Below are 19,830 nucleotides of genomic sequence, written 5' to 3'. Positions count from 1 at the left end.
ATAACATTATAATCAAATCTTAGTTTGGATGTTAATCTACTATTTTATGAGAGAACTTAATCTCTTCAAGATCTTCATTTCCAAATCTCTTCACCTTGTCAAACATTCCTCTTGCTACTTCTGTTGTCTCTGTCTTTTCCGCTCCTAATTTCTCTGCTAAGTAATCAAAAGCATCCCAAGGGTTGACATCTCCACCACAAGTAAACAAATCAACAGCCGCATAATTATATTCTGGCCAAGTATGAATTGTTAAATGGGATTCAGAGATAACAACTGCCCCACTAACACCCCAAGGATTGAAATGATGGAATACGCTCTGTACAATAGTTGCTTTTGCTTCGATAGCAGCTTGCTTCATATACTCTTCTATCTTTTTATGGCTTTTTAAAATATCACTATCACAATTATAAAACTCCACTAAAATATGTCTTCCTAATTGTTGTAACTGCATATAAATCTCCTCCTAATTCTTCTCAATTAATATTTTTTATTCATCTATTTAAAACTTTAATTTTATCAGCATAAGGGTCGGCTGTACCAGTAAGTATCCCCTCTTCAGCTTTCAAAAATTCAATATACTCTATAATCTCCTTAGTTATCCTCTCACCTGGAGTAACTATTGGTATCCCAGGCGGATAAACCATAATCGACTCTCCACTAACCTCACCTTCAGCATCCTGTAAGGCTATTGAACTTGTCTTAGCATAAAATGCCTCGCGTGGAGAGACTACAACTTGAGGCCTCTCTAAAATAGAGTCCTTATATTTAATCTTCTTCTTATTATTATATTTTTGACTTATATCCTTCAAAGCATCTACTAGCTTATCTAGATACTCTTTAGTATCACCTACACTGATAATCCCTAATATATTGTGGATATCAGCAAGTTCCATCTGTATATTATACTCGTCACGAAGAAGGTCATAAACCTGAAACCCAGTCATTCCTAGTTTTGATACATTGATACCCAGCTTGGTTTCATCAAAATCATATACCCCATTACTCCCTATCAATTCTTTGGAGAAGGCATACATCCCATCGATTTTATTAATCTCTTCTCTTGCCTTCCTTACCAAATTTAAGACTCTAGAAAATATCTCTTCACCCTTTAGCACAAGGTTCTTTCTAGCAATATCAAGGCTTGACATCAATAAATAAGATGCACTTGTACTTTGAGTCATATTCAACATTATCTTTACCGTATTCTTATCTATCATTCCTTCATTCAATAATAATACAGAACTTTGAGTCAGCGAACCACCTGTCTTATGTAGGCTTACAGCTGCCATATCTCCACCAAACTTCATACCACTTGATGGTAATTCAGAGTGAAATCCAAAATGGGCACCATGAGCTTCATCGAGCAATACTGCCATCCCATGTTGATGAGCAAGGTCAATTATCCCTTCGATATTTGATGTAGTTCCATAATAGGTTGGATTGATTAAAAATATAGCTTTAGCATCAGAATGCTCTTCTATAGTCCTTGTAACTTCCTCTAAAGATACTCCTGTAGAGATTCCTAACTCCCAATTTATCTCTGGGTTTAAATATACCGGTGTTGCCCCACTTAAGATGACACCATTAATTGCAGATTTATGAACATTTCGTGGCAAAATTATCTTGTCTCCATGACCACAAACACTCATAATCATTGCTTGTACTCCAGAAGTAGTCCCATTAATCAAAAAAAAAGCATGATCTACTCCATAGGCATCAGCCATCAACTCTTCTGCCTCATTAATAACTCCTATAGGATTACTTAAATTATCTAGGTTCTTCATGGAGTTAACATCAATCTCTAAGACTGTCTTTCCTACATAATCAGCAAGCTCCTTTAACCCTACCCCTTTTTTATGCCCTGGAACATCAAAGGGGATTACATCATTATGATGATGTTCCTTTAATGCATCAAATAACGGTGTTCTATTATGTTCTTTTATCATCCTATCTACTTATCTTCTCCTTTCTCTACAGTAAATTAAAATTACTCTACTTTAAATATAGATGTCTAATATTAAAGATTTTTCACTGGTTACTCATCACTGCTTGTTTATCGCTCTTCTCAATATATTTTATCTTGTTCAGAGTCTATAAGATTTATACTGAAATAATATCCAATCTGTTAACAGATATGAAGGATACCATGATCACTACAGATTATATAAGTCAGTTAACCATCTAATATTAAATTAGAGTAAAGAAACACATAATAAAAAAGACATTCGTTAAACCCAGAAATTTGTTAATCACAAATTTTAGAAATTGATTATCTGGGCTTTAACAAATGCAATATAATAATACCACAAAATTATTTATTTGCCTAGATATATTTTATCAATTTTTAATAAATTTAATAGCTACTAATTAAGAACTAATTCTGACTAAAAAGATACTCTCCCATCTAATAACAAACTCCACTATTAATAGTGGAGTTTGTTATTAGATTTAGTTTTTTCTTTAAATTTTTCTGGTTCTTGCCCATTAATAATATCGGAAAATAACAGATACTCATCTATTATATCCTCACTTGATAAAAAATCTACCATTTCAATCTCTTCTTCATCCTTTTCAATTCCATTCCAAAGTTCTTTATTATCTTTACTCACCATTCTTTAACCTCCCTCTTTATTTTTATAAATAATTATTAGTTAATAAGATAATGGGGATATTGTGACACTTGTTACCATTAATAATTAAGGTCTTTAAAAGGGAAAAGAATTAGCCCTAAAGGATAAGTTCAACTAAAGTTCACTAAGAAAAACACTTACTTCACTAAGTTTCCTTTATGTTTGAGCGAAGCAAATATTCTAAACAAAAATAATAACAATATAATCTTTGAATTAGAATACTAAGATTTATTAACTTAAATAAATCTAGATTGCGTAGTGAGTGGGCTCTACCACGAAGGGTTTGGNTTTATGTTTGAGCGAAGCAAATATTCTAAACAAAAATAATAACAATATAATCTTTGAATTAGAATACTAAGATTTATTAACTTAAATAAATCTAGATTGCGTAGTGAGTGGGCTCTACCACGAAGGGTTTGGTTTTTAAACCCGTAGGTAGTCTCGTAGGTTAATTCTTCTCTAGACCAGGCTTCTTTTTAAAGAATAGAAGTATCCCAATATCTATCTTTAACTCAATAACTAATTAAAGATTATAAAAAATATCAGTACATATAATATTATTCCCAATACACCTTTAATAGTATTATTAAAAATAAAAAATAGAACTCTTTTTAAAAGAGCTCTATTCTAATAGCTAAAAATTACGCTTTAGCCCAAGACAATATCTCCTCTACTATAGCAACTCTTCTCTCTTCTATGGTATCAAAGTCCATCGCCTCAATATAAGGTTCTTCTAATTTATCATGTAACATCTTAGCCTGCTTAATTGCCTCATGGGCATTATTCATAACTACACTATAACGTTCTTCAACCCCAGCAATCTTCATAGCATTCTTCTCTATAACATCTTCAGCAACACACTCTAACATATCTACTAATTGATCTCCTGTTCTAACAGGATCGACTACATGGGGGGCAGTACCATCAATTAAAGCCACACTCAACTTAGGAACTACTATCATATCTATACTAGCTGGATCAAAGGAGCAGTGGAAATAATTCACTTCAAAACCTCTCTCTCTAATAGCCTGAGCTACCTTCTTCATCAAGGTAGATTTACCAGTACCAGGTCTACCCTTAATAATATAGCGCATCTCTACATCTTCAGTTATATTATCAAAGAAATGTACAGCTCCATTAGGGGTAAAGGCACTACCAAAGAGGTGGCGTTCTGGTCCAAGTTCCTCAGCTAATTCAGTTTCTGCTAAGATATCATCGATCAATTTCTGTGCTCGTCGATTGGCTTCTTGAAAGTCCATTCCTTCTAGATAGTACTCTTCCCATTCATCATGAATCAACTTAGCCTCAGCCAAATAAGCATAGGCTCTATTAAAGAAATTACTGATACTCTGACTTAAAAAGACTATCTGCTCTTTATTCTCTTCTAATATATCTCTATCCCAATAGCGACCTAAGTTGATAATCTCATCAATAGCTCCAGGATATTTAGGGTCTACTATATGAGGTGCTGTCCCATCTAATAGAGCCACCTTCAAAGTAGGTACAACAATCCCATCTAAAGAATCATTATCTGAAGAACACCAATGAAATTCAACATCATAACCTTGCTCTAACATATCATTACCTATCCTCTTCATAAAAGTAGACTTCCCTGTACCAGGTCCACCCTTAATTACAAATAATCTTTCACAGTTATAGGGTAAATACTCATAAAAGGAATAAAACCCCTTGCTTGTATTACCTCCAGGATAATAATTTTTAACCTTTCCTCTAGCCATAAATCCCCCTCCTTTGTCACTTTCATATAAAGTCTATGTTAGAAAAGCTAACTTTATGGCTATAAATATGATAAATTTTAGGTATGAAAGGGGATTTAGAGTAGACATTATAAATAAAAAAGCTAAGCTCTTAATTTTTAAGAACTTAGCCTATTATTACCCTCATTTAATTAACAACTTCATCAGCCTTTTTAATCATATCTTCCATACTTTTACTAGCATCCTTATTATCATTATCTTTTAAGATATGTGGAGTGATATATATAAGCAACTCAGTCTTAGAAGAGTTATCACTTTTTGAACGGAATAACCTCCCTAATAAAGGTATATCCCCTAAGATAGGCACTTTATTAACTGTTTTAGAACCATTATCCTGTAATAAACCACCTAGTACAATAGTCTGACCATCCTTTACTCTAACAGTTGTACTAATCTCTCTACGTCCAATATCAGGAGGACGACTCTGATATTGGGCCTTCATATTACTGATACTAGGCTTTAATTCTAGAGTAATCGAACCTGAATTACTGACCCATGGCGTTACATCTAAAGTAATTCCAGCATCAATACTCTGATACTTCGTCTCTTCATTTCCATCTTCATCTGTATTAATAACCTCATAATATGTTACATCAGAGACCTCAATTGTAGCCTGTTGCCCATTTAAAGTTGTAATATTAGGGTTTGCTCTAATAGTAGCTTTACCATTAGAAATCAACGATTGCAGATTTAGTCTGAAATTATCAGAGAAGTCAATGATTGATTTATAACTTAATTTCCCTAAATCATTATCAAAAAGGGTTATGCTCTCACTATCACCTTCTAATTGTGAGCTTAAACTCAATGATGAAGTATCACCTTTTTGGTGGGAAATATCTATAATCAGAGCCTCAACAACAATTTGGGGAATCTTCTGATCTATCTTTGCTATATACTCTTTGACCTTCTCAATCTCACTTTGAGTACCAGTGACCATAATAGCATTCTGTTCATTTATTACCTTAACATTAGAAGCTGGTATATTACTAGGTAGAACCTTAAGAACTTTCTCTGCTTGTAGATATTCTAGAGGGATTAACTCACTAGCTGTTAATAACGAAGAAGCAGGGCTATTGATATTCTTCTCACCGACTAAAAAGACATCACCTTTTCTAATATAAGTGTAACGCCCTCCTGCCAAAATCAAATTGATTGCATCTTCTATAGGTATATCATCTAACTTTAGATTTATCTGCTCTCTAATTGGTCCAAATAAGACCATATTCACTTTACTAATTTGAGAGATACTTGCTAAGATGTCACCCAAGTTAGCATCCTTAGCCTCCATAGTAACCTTACCATCTATGACCCAAATATTTAATTTATCATTATCAAATTGGCTGACTAAATAAGTATTATCAGTCATTTTTTTAAACTGATAATTATAGGCTTTGGTCAAAGCCTGTAAAGCCTCTTGAATCTTAACCCCCTTTAGATTGAGGGTGACTTTACCTTTTAATTCTTTATCAGGAACCAGATTTATTCCACTCTGCTCTGTTAACATCATAAGTACATCCTCTATATTAGCATTTCTTACACTTAAACTGACCAAGCTAGTCTCCGCATAACTATATAGAGAAAATATACTACTAAATAAACAGATTAGAAGTATAATCAGAATCCCTTTATTCTTTCTTTTCTCCATTACTATCATTCTCCTCATTTATTATATTAATAGCCTTGATTCGTAGATTTACCTTCAAATTATTATATCTGCTAGCTTGACCCTTTCTGATAATCAGCTTATCAACTATCAAAAATTTATTAGCATTATTTAAAGAGTCCAAGAAATTAACAAGTTCCTCTAACTTACCATTTAAAGATAGAATATAATAAATAATCCTAAGATTATCAGTATCAACTTCCTCTACTTCAATCTTTTTATCAGTAATTTCTAAACCACTCTCTTTTAAATATCCATCTACAGTCTCCAATAGTTCCAATTGAACCTGAAGTGCTTTTCCCGAAAAGGTGAAAGATTTAAGTTCTTCCAACCTACCTATCTCTTCTCTTAATTTATGCTGATACTTTTGACCATTTCTTAAGAGCATAGGGCTCTTAAGCCATTGATTCTCTTTATTAATATAAATATCTGCAAAGGTTCTTTGATATCTAATTGCTGGCAGTATAAGCCATTTAACTGAAGATACAGTAATCATAACCACCAATGCAAACAATAATAACCTCTTCTCCCTTTTATTCAATTTCATTTACTAGCTCACCTACAATCTTAAACCGTTCTCCATCCTGTTCGCTAATAATGTTACCAATAAACTCTAAATTAGTAAAATACCCAGACTCTTCTAACCTATTCATCACCCCAATAGCTGATGGAGCTGTTCCTGCTAAGAGGTTTAATTGATAATCTTTAAAGTGTATTTGATCTACTTTCGTCCCTTCAGGCAGAATCTTACTCAACTCCTCTAACCAAGGTAAATAACTATATGTCAAATTAATATTATCTTTTAAGTCATTTATCTCTTGATTTACCTTACTATACTCACCTTTAATATGATCAATCTGGCTAATTACTGGCGAGAGCTTTGCTATCTTAGTCTGTAAAGTAGCTAACTTATCACTATCAAGCTTCCAATTAACCCCAAAAGATAGGAGGTTGATTACAATAATAATTATTAGAATAATAGAATTAATTATTATATACTCCTGCTTCTTATCATAGAAGTATTGCATCAGACAATCGCCTTTGATCTCTTCTAAAGCATCAGCTGCATAAAACCAAATATCATCATTTATTCTATAATTTTCCTTATTTAAGTCTGAATAATCATCGACTTTAGTACCATTGACTACAACTAAAGGAGCTTTTGATAACTGATATCTTCTCTCTAGATAAGAATTGGTTTTAGCAACCTCCTCTTTTAAATCAACGCTTCTACTAGCCCTAATATAATAGTCATTCTCACTAAAGAATATAAAATTATAATAGTCAATCCCTTTATCGACATAAAGAACTCTATCATAGTCACCTAAATTATCTTGATGATAAAAATGATAGATTAAACTGGCTGGAATTATCCTACTAATATTAATCCCTTCTTCATAACATGAATAATAAATAGGGTTGAGAAACTCTTTAAGTACAGCAAAGGCTAAAACTTTTGACCCCTTATTTGACTCTTTAATAATGTAATAAGAGAAATATACCTCTTCTTCCTTACTAGGTAATTTATCTAAAAACTTAAATTTTAAGATACTTCTTAACTTCTCTTTAGAGACTGAAGGTAATTCTAATACTTCTATAAATAGCTTACTAGAAGGTATAACTAATACCAAATCTTGAGAATCATATTCAGCTTTAGCCAGATAAAAGGATATCTTTTGAGAAGGGTTTATATATGATTGATTATAAACAAGATTTTCATCCTTTATCTGAAGCAACTTCAAATAGTCATCACCAATCTCTACATAGGTCTGCAACTTTCGCCCCTTACTCCCATAACCTTTTAAATGGTTATTGACTGATGAGTATATCAGTTCAGTTAATTTTTTTAATTTTCTCTTTTTCATAATATAAAACCTCACTATCTTTCATATTCACGCCCTAGATAAAGGGCTATGACTATAGGGGGCAACTCTATTCCTCTTACTGTAATCTGAACTTTTATAGCAGTGGGCGATTTTCCTTCCTCTTCATAAGACCAATAACTCTTCCAATACTCATATTTAGGATCATAAAAGTAGAAACTCACCTTTTCAACCTCTAAATTATTGAAGAAGAATAACTCTTGAGAACCCTCTTTACTTATAGAACTTATTTCCTTCTTGAAGAATCCCTGATAAAGATCAAAAGAATAACTTATTCTCTTTAATTGCTTATTCTCTAAAACCAAAAACTCTAAACTATGCTCCTTACCTATAAAAAGATTCTCCTGATAAAGTGGAGAGAGAAAGATATTATTTAGATACCTCTCTAAATCACTCTCCAATACCCTCCAATGCTGTTCCCAATCACTATCTGCCCCTGCCCTCTCCCAAGTAGAGAGGCTTTGTTGAAAAAAAGTAAAGGTAACGGTCATAACAATTCCAGTAATCGTTACCGCAATTAAGATTTCGACTAAAGTAAATCCTTCTTCTTTCATATCTATCTACTCCCAATCATCATTAAGGGTAACCCTACTAACAGAATAACTATATTCCCCCTTACTCCCTTTCCACCTTATAATTAGTTTTAATCCTCTAATTCCTTCATCAATATAATCCTCTTCTAACTTCCAATAACATAGATTACCCTTATATAAAAAATCACCATGGGTGGCTAATTCTATCCCAGATACAATCTCATCAAACTTACCATCAGCCCAGCTAGCGATATAAGTATAATCTCTGCGTCGCTCTATCCCATCATTAATACTCATAAAACCATGAATTAAAATAGAGAGACTAATTCCTAAGATAACCATTGCAATTAAGACCTCAATTAATGTAAATCCTCTATTCATCAATCTCCCTCCAAGGAAGCAAGCCCAGTTATGGGATTTACCTTAACCTTAAACTCTTGACTATTAGCAGTCACAACATTAAACTCTCCACCAGAACTACTACCATCTGCAAAGAAAGAAATCTGCTTATCTTCCTCTGCCTTTTTAATTAATTTGATTCCTTTACTAAATTCTATTAATTCTCCTGACCTATCCTGATAGATTAATTTATCATCAGCTAATTTTAAAGATTCGGTAGAGTACTCACTGATAGCTTTGACCCTAAGTTGATTTAAAATCTCTATCACCTTGCGTGATGTACTTCTTAGCTCCACACTTTCAAGCAACTTTCCAAAAGAGGGTAAGGCTACACCTAAAATAACCCCTATTAAGATGACTACAACTAAGACTTCTATTAATGTAAAGCCCCCTTTACCAGTTAGTAACATCAGTAGACTCCTTAGTTCCTCCTTCTTGATTATCTAAACCATAACTCCACAAATCATATTTATGCTCATTATGCTCCCCTGGGTTTTTATAGTTATAAGGATTTCCCCAAGGGTCTAAAGGAACCTGTTTATCATCTAAATAAGGTCCATTCCAATTATTTGGAACTGGAGAGATTGTAGGCTCTTTAATTAAAGCCTCTAATCCTTGTTCAGTACTTGGATATCTACCATTATCTAAACGATAACTATCCAAAGCCAATTTAAAGACATCTAATTGGTTCTGGGCTGTTGTCTGCTTGGCCTGTGAAACCTTTCCAAATAACTCTGGACCAACAGTAGATGCTAAAAATCCTAAAATTACAACTACTATTAAAACCTCAATTAAAGTAAACCCATCCTCTTTTTTTATAAATTTTTTCATTCAAACTCCTCCTTTAAAAAGATATTGAATTGATATTAAGCATCGGTAATAACATAGAGATTACAATTATTCCAATCACAGTACCCATAACTAAAATTACTAAAGGTTCAAAAACCTTCATCATCTTCTCTAAACTCGACTTTGACTCTTCTTCAAAGTTATCAGCTAATTGTAATAACATAGCAGATAACTTTCCTGTTCGTTCTCCAATACCTATCATATGAACTGCCACTTGAGGAAAAAATCCATTACTATCTAAGTTTTCTGATAAAGCTCCTCCCTTTTGTACCTTCTCTCTAGCTACCTGCAGAGTATTTTGTAAGATGATATTAGAGGTTACTTGAAGACTAATATCTAAAGCCTTCAATAAATTAACTCCACTATCTAGCATAGTGCCTAGAGTTCTACTAATTCTAGCAACTTCCACCTTTATTATAAACTCCCCTATAAAAGGAAGCTGCAATAATAGTTCATCAATCTTCATTCTTCCATCTTCAGTCTTATAATAAGACCAAATAGCTAGGAAACTTAGTATTGGGATAATAAATACAATCAACCAATAAGTTGATAAGAAGTTGCTGACCTTTAATAGTATCTCAGTGGATAAAGGAAGTCCTTGTCTATAATTTTCATAAATAGATAAAAATTTAGGAAGAACAAAGGTTAACATCACAACAACTGCCATTATCGATACCACCAATAAGACAATCGGATAAATCATACTTGTAGTTATAAAGGCTTTAAAACGATGATTATCTTCCAAATTTTTGGCTAAACGTTGGCAGGTTAAATCAAGAAATCCTCCTTCTTCACCTGCTCTAATCATACTCACATACCCCTTAGAGAAGTAACTAGGATATTGGGCTAAGGACTCCGCAAAGCCACGACCACCCTTTAAATCCTCATATATCTCTTCTACTATATCTTTAAAATTTCCAGGCTTTAATAACTCAATAATTACTTGTAAGGATTCCCCAAGCTGTACCCCTGCTACCAAAAGATTTGATAATTGCCGTGTAAAGAGTATTCTATTTTCATTCTTTCTACCTAAAGTAAAGGAGAAATTAGTTGAACTTGAACCTTCATCAATCTCCTTTAGTTCAAAGAGATATAGTCCCTCTTCAGCCAATCTCTTTTTAGCATCATCGCTGTCAAGAGCTTCCATCTTATCTTTAACCTCTTGCCCCTTGTCGTTGATGGCTTTGTAGCTAAATTTGACCATCTAAAATCCTCCCTAACTTCTAGTTACTCTAATCAATTCATCTATAGTAGAGATTCCTGCTTTGACTTTATTCCAACCATTCTCTAACATAGTTTCCATCCCTTCTTCTCTTGCCACCTTCTTAATTTCATCTACCCTCTTACCTTGAGATATCATAGCTTCAATCTTCTCATCTATGATTAGTAATTCATAAAATCCTGTCCTGCCTTTATAACCAGTATGACTACATTCTTCACAGCCAACTGCTTTATACAGTCTTTCTCCATCAACTAGTTTTTTTCCTACAGCTTTCAATAACTTCTCTTCTGGAAGATACTCTTTTTTACAATGAGGGCATAATACTCTAACCAAGCGCTGTGCTATTACCCCCTTTAATGTTGAAGCTAACAAGTAGTCTTCAATCCCCATATCAAGCAAACGGTTAACTGTTCCAAGAGCATCATTGGTATGTAGTGTAGCAAATACCAAGTGTCCCGTCTGAGCTGCCTCAATTGCTATCTTAGCTGTCTCTACATCACGAATCTCCCCTACCATGATTACATCAGGGTCCTGACGTAAGATAGACCGTAAACCTTGGGCAAAGGTAAAGTTAATCTCTGGCTTAACCTGAATCTGATTAATACCATCTAGCTGATACTCAATAGGATCTTCAATTGTAATTATCTTTGTCTCAGCCGACTTCAAATAATTTAAGGTGGCATATAATGTAGTAGTCTTTCCACTTCCTGTAGGGCCTGTTACCAAGATGATTCCATTTGGTTGACTAATCAATCCTAAATAATCATCTAATAACTTAGGACCAAAACCAATATTCTCAACATCTAGTAAGATGGCTGACATATCTAATAATCGTAATACAGCACTCTCTCCATAGAGAGTTGGTGTGATCGAAACACGGATATCAATCTCTCGATTAGAAGTTCTTATCCTAATCCTACCATCTTGAGCAAGACGCTTTTCAGCAATATCGAGATTTGACATAATCTTAATTCTAGTTATAATTGCTGGCAATAGTTTTCTTGGTGGTGATTCTGCTTCACTTAAGACACCATCAACCCTATACCTAACCTTTATCTCATCTTCAAAAGGTTCAATATGAATATCACTAGCCCCTCTTTTAAAACCAGAGTTGATAATAATATTTACCAATCTGATAATAGGTGCTTCTTGAGCCAAATCTTCTATATCTTCTACCTCTGTATCGAAATCTACACTAGAATAATCATCTAACTGTATCAAGTCTACATTACTTAACATCCCTTCTACGGTGTCTGCTGAAATTCCCAAATACTCTTCAACTAGATTATCGACTAAATCTGTTGGCTTAACTTCATATTTAATTAGATTATTAGAATATATTTCTAAACTATCCAATGCTGTCAAAGATGGATGTTGATCACTGATAAATAATATTCCATCATCTTCTCTTCTTACTGGTACCAATCGATGCTCTTTTAGAAATTGCTGAGGAAAGAGCTTTAATAAATTAATATCTAAATCAGAAATCATTAAACTTTCCCTCCTTTAGATAAAGATAGGGTAATCTCTTCTCCTTTATATTTTAAAATTACCGTTGACTCCTTAATAGATAAGACTTGGTAGTCCTCTATTACCCTTCCTTCTTTTACAATATGAGTATATGATGAAAATCTATTAGACAAAATAGCCATATTATCTTCCTTTTTATTAGAAAGAGATACTGCTATTAAAGTAAAGGGAATAATCCTTTTCTCCTTTTTAAATTCCTTTTGAGGCCTTGGGGTGTTAGATGGTCTTTTGAGAGGGGGAGAAGTATATATTTTTTGAGTTCCAAAGAAGATATCCTCCTTTATCTCATTTTGCCAAGCTCTATCCTTATATTTAATCTTATATTCATATTCTAGTGGAGATAGATTATCTAACCTCTTCTTTAATACTGGAATCATTGCTAAGATAGGATCTACCTCTTTAGCCCCCCACATATTTGCGAACAGTTTCTTTGTTGAAGAGATAAAATAAATAGAACTAACAACTAAAAGTACTAGTAAAAGAATCTTGATTCTCTTTAAAACATCAATAGATTTAAAAAACATAGTTACCCCCATAAGTCTGTTTTTAACTTTCAGTCCAATTAATTATCTTAATCTTATAAGTATCCCTACCTGTCTTTAATCTTTCTACAATAACATTTAAATTCTTCTGAATTTTTATATCCTGTGAAGAACTCTTTACCTTAATAGAGAAGTATTTTGAATAAGTGCTAAAATAAACATTAAGTAAATCAAACTCTTCACCCTGAAAAATATTTAAATGACTCCGTAACTTCTCAAAATCTTCAATCTGATAATTATTACGATAATTGGCAATCAACCTACTATAACGACTTGATGATTTAGAGTCTTTATCCCTACTTATCAGGATTCTTTCTATTAATACATCTAAGAGTTCTTCAGAAACTAGGTTAATATTTATCCTACCCTCTGTACTTAAATATGGTTTTATCTTATCAAAGCTAGTCATATCTAGTCCTGTAATTAAATTGGGCATCTCATCAACAAGATCGATTAATTTATCCTCTCGACGGAGCCTACTAAGCTCTTGTATAATTATATTTCTTTGACTTTCATCAACACCTCTTAATTCTAATAACTTTCTCAAAGAGTCTAAACGTGCATAGTTAATATTAAATTTACCATAGGTAGTAACCTCTTTAGAGACTATATCAAAACTAAACTCTTCATAATCTTTATTATAATTCTCTTCTATAATCTCCTTAGAAAAAGATAAATTAGGAAATAAATCACTCTTCTCTACCTCTTGCTCCAAATCTTTACTCCACCATTTTAAACTGGATAGTGTCCGATAAGGGTCATAATTAAGATTTAACCTACTTCCAATCTCCTCTATCTCTACTTGACAACTTATATCATTCCCAGATTCAAAATCTAATTCTTTAACAATCATATCTTTAACATCTCTATAATCGATCTCTTCTTTTAAAATATCTATACCATACATTAATCCTGATAGTGATGCATCTCTTACTTCTCGCCTCTTTAAATCATTTCGCGTCAATAAATTATTTAAATAAGCTTCATCTGCCAAATTAGCAAAGATAATTCCTATTATAACTATACTCCATAATACAATTATTAGAGCATAAGCATTTTCATCCTTCACATATTTCCTCTCCTTAAATAAATTATAAAAAATCGTTACAATGTATAACATTTTCACATACATATTTCTAGATAACTACCAAATTTCCTGCCATCTAGAAAGAATTTAAACTTCTACTATAGAGGTAATTTATCTTTAATTAAGAGTAAATATAACATCATTTGCTATTAAAAAATGATAAATTTAACAATATCAAAAGCCTCGGAAGAATCCGAGGCTTAGCAATTTAAATATTTATTTTAAAGTTATCTTAATAGGTTGACCAAACTGTATATCCCTTTGGTGGAATCCAAAGTTCAACCCATCCATTACCATCAGCCCAAGCATCATTTGCTTGACCAGTATAATCTTTTAACGTGGTATTTGTATATCTAGTCTGTACCCATTGGCTTCTCCAGCTATCACTATCATTTAATCCTACTACTAATCCCTTTCCACCATTTCTCTGAGCTATATATAAATCTGCATCAGAGTATAGATTACTTGTAGAACCCTCTGCTAGATTCTCATGGATCCATACTAGGTTATTGATAGCATCTTTTAATCCATAATTATAGTAGTCTTTCCAGAATACTGTTGGATATCCTTCATGAGTTAAAATATAAGCATATGCCATCATTTTATTAGTAGTTACTGGGTCATGCTCATCAGTATCATGATTCTCTACAAAGGTTACAGCTCTACCTGGGTTGATTTCAATAAGACCTGCATCATTTAAACCTCTCATATCAAAAGCCCCATTACTATTTGCCATATCCTTTAAAGTATAGAATAGATCAAAATCAAATACATGCATTCCAACTTCATTAGCCCACCAATTCAGAGTATCTCTATTTCCATCCCAATACTCTCCAACTGTAAAGCTACTGCTCATTGGCCATGTATTCTTCCATGACTTAAGATAATCAGGCTGCATACCTTTAACAAAGTCTAAACGATATCCATCAAATCCGATATCTATCTTTAACCACTTTGACCATTCTTTTAATCCATTACCCATATAATTATAATCATTATAAAAACAGATATCTGGTTCAAATTGTCCACCATAATAAGGTTCACTAGTAGTATTATGAGTAACATTTGGATGGAAATGTTCATAATTCTTTTCGAATTTATCATGAACATAGTCAAATTTAGTCCAAGTTTCAGTACCTGTATATGGATTGTATTCTGCTTCATCTGCTCCCATCATATGATTCATTACTGTATCAACGATTGTTTGCATACCAGCATTTTTATAAGCTTGAATAGCTGCCTCTAATTCTGCTCTACTACCAAATCTAGTCTCTATAGTCCCTTTTTGATTATACTCACCTAAATCATAATGATCATAAACATCATAACCCATCGAGTATCCTCCACCCATTCCTTTGGTAGGAGATGGGAACCAAATAGCTGTAAATCCAGCTTGAGATAACTCATACGCTTTAGATTTCATAGTATCATACCAGGTTCCTCCAGCAGGCGGATCCCAATAAAACCCCTGCATCATTACACCTGCAAAACTAGTTCCAACAAAACCAAATACCATTACAAGACTAGCCAATATTGCCAATAGACTTTTTCTAAAGTTTTTCAAAAAAACACCCTCCTATTAATAAGGTTTAATAAGGGGTTATAATCTTATCTAATTATCCTATTTTCCAATTAACTTTAATATATTAAAATTAATTGGCACTTCTAAGTCTCATTGAGTTGACAACATCAATTAATCTTCAAACACTGAAACTATTTTAAAAAATTCACCTCCTTGGTTTTTGTTAGAACTTTTAACCTTGTATTAGATTATATAACAATAATAACATATATTTTTTTATATGTAAATAACTAGTTGGCTGAATTTTCTAAAAATTATGTGCTTTTTATAACAATCCTTTGACATTTTATAAATAAAGTAAAATATTTAACTACAAACCTTATATAGCTATTATTTATTTTTATAATTTGATATAGAATTATCTCTAATTTATAAAGTCCATGATAGTTAATATATTATCTAACCTTTTCATTGATATTCTCCCTATAAACTATATCTGATAATTTTTATCGTAAATTAACAATGGTATTGCTAAACAAATCTATAAAATTAAAATATTTAAATAATCTTTTCTAATACTAAAAAGATAATATAATAAGGTTTATATTTACTATATATATAATTTAAGATATAACAAAAAGAGCTACTATTTAAGTAGCCCTTTTAATCTATAAATCAAAGAGATTTATTGATACACTCTGATATAATCAATATAGTATTTTTGTGGGAAATTAGTATATTTATCAGGAGATCCTGGCCAGTTTCCTCCTACTGCTAGATTTAAAAGAAGGAAGAATGGCTTATGGAATTCAGTTTTATCAGATTCAGAAATTGATATAGCATTAAATTGTACTCCATCTAAGAACCAGTAGATATAACTACTATCCCAAACAATACTTACTGTGTGGTAAGTATCAGCAAGTATTCCAGTATCAATCTGAGTATGATAACCGTCACTCCAGTGCTCACCATATGAATTTTCCCAGTGAATTGTTCCATGAGTTGTATCATCACGCGACTCTCCACCACCTACCATTTCCATTATATCTATTTCTCCACAAGCTGGCCAACCTACACTAGAATAATTAGATCCTAACATCCAAAATGCTGGCCACATTCCCTGTCCATAAGGAAGTTTTATACGAGCTTCAATACGACCATACTGAAAATCTATCTTATTTTCAGTTATTAATCTAGCAGAAGTATAACTCTTACCTTTGTATGATTCTTGTCTAGCTTCTATTACAAGGTTGCCGTTTTCAACTCTCGAGTTTTCTGGGCGATCTGTGTAATATTGAAGTTCATTATTACCCCATCCTGTTCCTCCAATTTCATGAGTCCATACTGTAGTATCAATCTCTGTACCATTAAACTCATCACTCCATACTAAAGTATCATATGTTGCAGTTGGAGTAGGCATTGCTGGAGGTGTCGGATCATCGCCACCTGTTAAATCATAAATTGCTACATTATCAATTACTACATCTCTGTCGTCGTTGCCTAATTGGAATGAAAGTTGAGCACGAAAATCTGTCGGTTCAAACATTGTAAATGTGTAAGAAAACCTCTGCATTTCAGTAGTAAGTTCATGGGTATGTGCACCTGCATAACTAGTCCATGGCTTACCAGCTTTACCTACAGTACTAATGATAGTTCTAGGACTAGGTTGCCCACCACTACTATTTTCTGTAGTTTTGGCATCAAAATAAACTGCATATTGTTTTCCCTCAGTAATTGTTAGATCAGGTTGATTAAGTTGAAGTTGGTAAGTTTCCCACCCTCCATCTACTATCTCTACTACAAACTCTCCGTTATTTACATATCTATATGCTTCTGCTGTGTTCATCATTGTCCAATACCAATGATCATGACCATTAGTAAAATCACCATTTATTGCTATATCACCAGATGTCGGTTCATAAGCAAATACCTTTACAGAAAAAACACCCATAATCATCATAAAAATACATAGAAACGATAATAATCTTTTAATTTTATTCATCAGTAGTCCCCCTTGGTTAAATTTAATTTAAAAACTAGGAAGGGGTTATTAACTTATAAACTTTCCCTTATTACTACACTCTAATTTATTACATATCTAATATGGTCTAGATGACATTATAATATATATAACTATAGGTATATACCACTATTAACAAAAATAAATTGTTATACTGGGTATATCTTGTTACATTTCTTCACAAAAGATATCCTTTCAAATTACACCTCCTATCATTTTATAAAGTTCTTATATAATTGTAAGGTTATCATTTTATAATTATATTATCATAATATTTGTTAAATGTAAATTATATTACTAAAAATTGTTTATTTTTGTTTGTCCCTGTCGTTAATTCTATATCAATCCAATTATTACCAAAAATATAACTTTATATTAAAGAACTCATCACATCAGAGAAGCTTAAATATAAATTAGACATAAACACCTCTCTATAGAAAAATTTATCTGTCTATAGTTTAATTTAAATAAGAAATTATTAACTAAAAACTTCAAAATTTTTTAGAGATTAATCCTTGATTTGTATTGATCTATAGATAATAATTCCTTTCCACCTTTCATATATTCAAAAACAATTTATAAAAAACTCTATCCGAGTGACTTACCTCACAGAACCGATAGGATTAATAGGTTATTATTTATATAGAAAGTAAAAAGCGAAGAATAATTTTAATTGAATACAAGGAGGAAAAATAATATGTTTGGACTTTTTAAAGGAAATGACAAGAAAGAAAATAAGACTGTAAAATCAAGCTGTGATATGTTCTGTTATCAATGTGAACAGACCCCTACAGGTGGATGTACAAAATTTGGTGTTTGTGGTAAAGACCCTGATATTGCTAGTTTACAGGATATCATTATCTTTGGACTAAAAGGAGTAGCTGCTTATGCTACACATGCTAGAGAACTTGGCTATACTGATGATGAAGTAAATAATATTACTCATGAGGCCTTATATACTACATTAACTAATTCTAACTTTAACTTAGAAGAGCACATTAGTATGGCTCTAAAAGTTGGAGAGGCTACTACTAGAGTAATGGACTTATTAGATAAGGCTCATACTGATAGCTTAGGTGTTCCTTCTCCAGTAACAGTAAGCCAAAATAAAGTAGAAGGACATTCTATTGTTGTAACTGGACATAACTTATATGCTTTAGAGGAATTATTAAAGCAGACTGAAGGAAAAGGAATCAACATTTATACTCACTCTGAAATGTTACCAGCTCATGGTTATCCAGAATTGAATAAATATGAGCACTTAAAAGGTAATGTTGGTAAAGCATGGTATGATCAACGTAAACTATTTGCTAAATTCCCAGGAGCTATCTTAGGAACTACTAACTGTCTAATGCCAATTAGAGGAGATTATGGGGATAGATTCTTCACTTATGGAACTGCTGGCTTAGAAGGAGCTAAGAAGATTAAAAATGATGATTTCTCACCACTTATTGAGAAAGCATTATCTTTACCTGTGGCTAATGTAGAAAGTGATGAAACATTGACAACTGGTTTCCATCACCAAACTGTATTAGGTATTGCACCTGAAATTATTGAGGCTGTTAAGGAAGGAAAGATCCAAAGATTCTTCGTAATTGCTGGTTGTGATGCTCCAACTAAAGGTAGAGATTACTATAGAGATTTAGCAACTTCATTACCAAAAGACTGTGTATTAATCACTACTTCTTGTGGTAAGTTTAGATTCAATGATGTAGATTACGGAAATGTACCAGGAACAAATATCCCTAGATATATCGATTTAGGTCAATGTAATAACTCTGGCTCTGCAGTTAAAATTGCTCTAGCATTAGCTGAAGCCTTTGACTGTGAAGTAAATGACCTACCATTAAGTATCGTATTATCTTGGTTTGAACAGAAAGCTGTAGCAATTCTTTTAGGATTATTCAACTTAGGAATCCAAGATATCTATGTTGGACCAAGTGTACCTGAATTTATGAGTGAAAATGTTGTTAAGGTATTGCAAGATAACTTCAACTTACAGACTACTGGTAATGTTGAAGAAGACTTAAAGAAGATGTTAGGATAATCCAAGTTTAAACTCCCCTTTAAAAATATAAAAAGAAGAATAGTGCAGATGCACTATTCTTCTTTTTATATTCAAATTTTAGATTTAATATTATGTAAATAATAATATTAGATTTCTCTTAGATA

18 protein-coding genes are annotated in these 19,830 nt (G+C 32.5%); 1 reads left to right on the top strand and 17 read right to left on the bottom strand.

What is annotated here, in order from left to right; genetic code table 11:
• Positions 1 to 31: 31 nt before the first annotated feature.
• The 17 genes from speD to U472_RS07045 form a co-directional block, all read right to left on the bottom strand.
• Positions 32 to 451 (bottom strand): adenosylmethionine decarboxylase, encoded by a 420-nt coding sequence (gene speD / locus U472_RS07125; RefSeq protein ID WP_068716909.1) that lies wholly within the window; start codon positions 449 to 451, stop codon positions 32 to 34.
• A gap of 40 nt (positions 452 to 491) precedes the next feature.
• Positions 492 to 1,946 (bottom strand): aminotransferase class I/II-fold pyridoxal phosphate-dependent enzyme, encoded by a 1,455-nt coding sequence (locus tag U472_RS07120; protein WP_068716907.1) that lies wholly within the window; start codon positions 1,944 to 1,946, stop codon positions 492 to 494.
• A 477-nt stretch (positions 1,947 to 2,423) separates the two neighbouring features.
• Positions 2,424 to 2,612, bottom strand: a complete 189-nt coding sequence (locus U472_RS07115) for a hypothetical protein (protein WP_068716905.1) — start codon at positions 2,610 to 2,612, stop codon at positions 2,424 to 2,426.
• A 659-nt stretch (positions 2,613 to 3,271) separates the two neighbouring features.
• Complete coding sequence (locus U472_RS07110; RefSeq protein WP_068716903.1) at positions 3,272 to 4,369, bottom strand: PRK06851 family protein; 1,098 nt, start codon at positions 4,367 to 4,369, stop codon at positions 3,272 to 3,274.
• A 166-nt stretch (positions 4,370 to 4,535) separates the two neighbouring features.
• Positions 4,536 to 6,053 (bottom strand): secretin and TonB N-terminal domain-containing protein, encoded by a 1,518-nt coding sequence (locus tag U472_RS07105; protein WP_068716901.1) that lies wholly within the window; start codon positions 6,051 to 6,053, stop codon positions 4,536 to 4,538.
• Positions 6,034 to 6,618 (bottom strand): GspMb/PilO family protein, encoded by a 585-nt coding sequence (locus tag U472_RS07100; protein ID WP_068716899.1) that lies wholly within the window; start codon positions 6,616 to 6,618, stop codon positions 6,034 to 6,036. The genes U472_RS07105 and U472_RS07100 overlap by 20 nt, the downstream gene beginning before the upstream one ends.
• Positions 6,605 to 7,936, bottom strand: coding sequence for a PilN domain-containing protein (locus U472_RS07095; RefSeq protein WP_068716897.1), 1,332 nt, complete (start codon positions 7,934 to 7,936; stop codon positions 6,605 to 6,607). The genes U472_RS07100 and U472_RS07095 overlap by 14 nt, the downstream gene beginning before the upstream one ends.
• Before the next feature lie 14 nt (positions 7,937 to 7,950).
• Positions 7,951 to 8,508, bottom strand: coding sequence for a PulJ/GspJ family protein (locus U472_RS07090; RefSeq protein ID WP_068716895.1), 558 nt, complete (start codon positions 8,506 to 8,508; stop codon positions 7,951 to 7,953).
• Between the two features lie 6 nt (positions 8,509 to 8,514).
• Complete coding sequence (locus tag U472_RS07085) at positions 8,515 to 8,868, bottom strand: type II secretion system protein (RefSeq protein ID WP_068716892.1); 354 nt, start codon at positions 8,866 to 8,868, stop codon at positions 8,515 to 8,517.
• Positions 8,868 to 9,296 (bottom strand): prepilin-type N-terminal cleavage/methylation domain-containing protein, encoded by a 429-nt coding sequence (locus U472_RS07080; RefSeq protein ID WP_068716890.1) that lies wholly within the window; start codon positions 9,294 to 9,296, stop codon positions 8,868 to 8,870. Before U472_RS07080 ends, U472_RS07085 begins: the two co-directional genes overlap by 1 nt.
• Positions 9,280 to 9,717 carry a type II secretion system major pseudopilin GspG gene (gene gspG / locus U472_RS07075; RefSeq protein WP_068716888.1) on the bottom strand — a complete coding sequence of 146 codons (438 nt, stop codon included), beginning with the start codon at positions 9,715 to 9,717 and terminating at the stop codon, positions 9,280 to 9,282. The genes U472_RS07080 and gspG overlap by 17 nt, the downstream gene beginning before the upstream one ends.
• Positions 9,718 to 9,730: 13 nt before the next feature.
• Positions 9,731 to 10,939 carry a type II secretion system F family protein gene (locus U472_RS07070; RefSeq protein ID WP_068716886.1) on the bottom strand — a complete coding sequence of 403 codons (1,209 nt, stop codon included), beginning with the start codon at positions 10,937 to 10,939 and terminating at the stop codon, positions 9,731 to 9,733.
• 12 nt (positions 10,940 to 10,951) lie between these two features.
• Positions 10,952 to 12,448: a GspE/PulE family protein gene (locus U472_RS07065; protein WP_068716884.1), complete on the bottom strand. Its 1,497-nt coding sequence runs from the start codon at positions 12,446 to 12,448 to the stop codon at positions 10,952 to 10,954.
• The gene (locus U472_RS07060) at positions 12,448 to 13,011 is read right to left on the bottom strand and encodes a hypothetical protein (protein ID WP_068716882.1); all 564 of its coding nucleotides are present in this window, start codon (positions 13,009 to 13,011) and stop codon (positions 12,448 to 12,450) included. Before U472_RS07060 ends, U472_RS07065 begins: the two co-directional genes overlap by 1 nt.
• A gap of 22 nt (positions 13,012 to 13,033) precedes the next feature.
• Positions 13,034 to 14,098, bottom strand: a complete 1,065-nt coding sequence (locus U472_RS07055; RefSeq protein WP_068716881.1) for a hypothetical protein — start codon at positions 14,096 to 14,098, stop codon at positions 13,034 to 13,036.
• A 250-nt stretch (positions 14,099 to 14,348) separates the two neighbouring features.
• Positions 14,349 to 15,680, bottom strand: a complete 1,332-nt coding sequence (locus U472_RS07050; RefSeq protein WP_068716879.1) for an alpha-amylase — start codon at positions 15,678 to 15,680, stop codon at positions 14,349 to 14,351.
• Between the two features lie 643 nt (positions 15,681 to 16,323).
• A complete protein-coding gene (locus U472_RS07045; RefSeq protein WP_068716877.1) occupies positions 16,324 to 17,640 on the bottom strand; it encodes a glycoside hydrolase family 16 protein in 1,317 nt (438 codons plus the stop codon).
• 715 nt (positions 17,641 to 18,355) lie between these two features.
• On the opposite strand from U472_RS07045, the gene hcp reads away from it, so the two are divergent.
• Positions 18,356 to 19,705: a hydroxylamine reductase gene (gene hcp, locus U472_RS07040; protein ID WP_068716875.1), complete on the top strand. Its 1,350-nt coding sequence runs from the start codon at positions 18,356 to 18,358 to the stop codon at positions 19,703 to 19,705.
• Positions 19,706 to 19,830 lie beyond the last annotated feature (125 nt).

Origin of the sequence: Orenia metallireducens (genome assembly GCF_001693735.1) — a bacterium.
Taxonomy (GTDB): Bacteria; Bacillota; Halanaerobiia; order Halobacteroidales; family Halobacteroidaceae; genus Orenia; species Orenia metallireducens.
The sequence above is the reverse complement of the archived record's forward strand: the minus strand, read 5'-3'. Positions and strand labels throughout refer to the sequence as shown.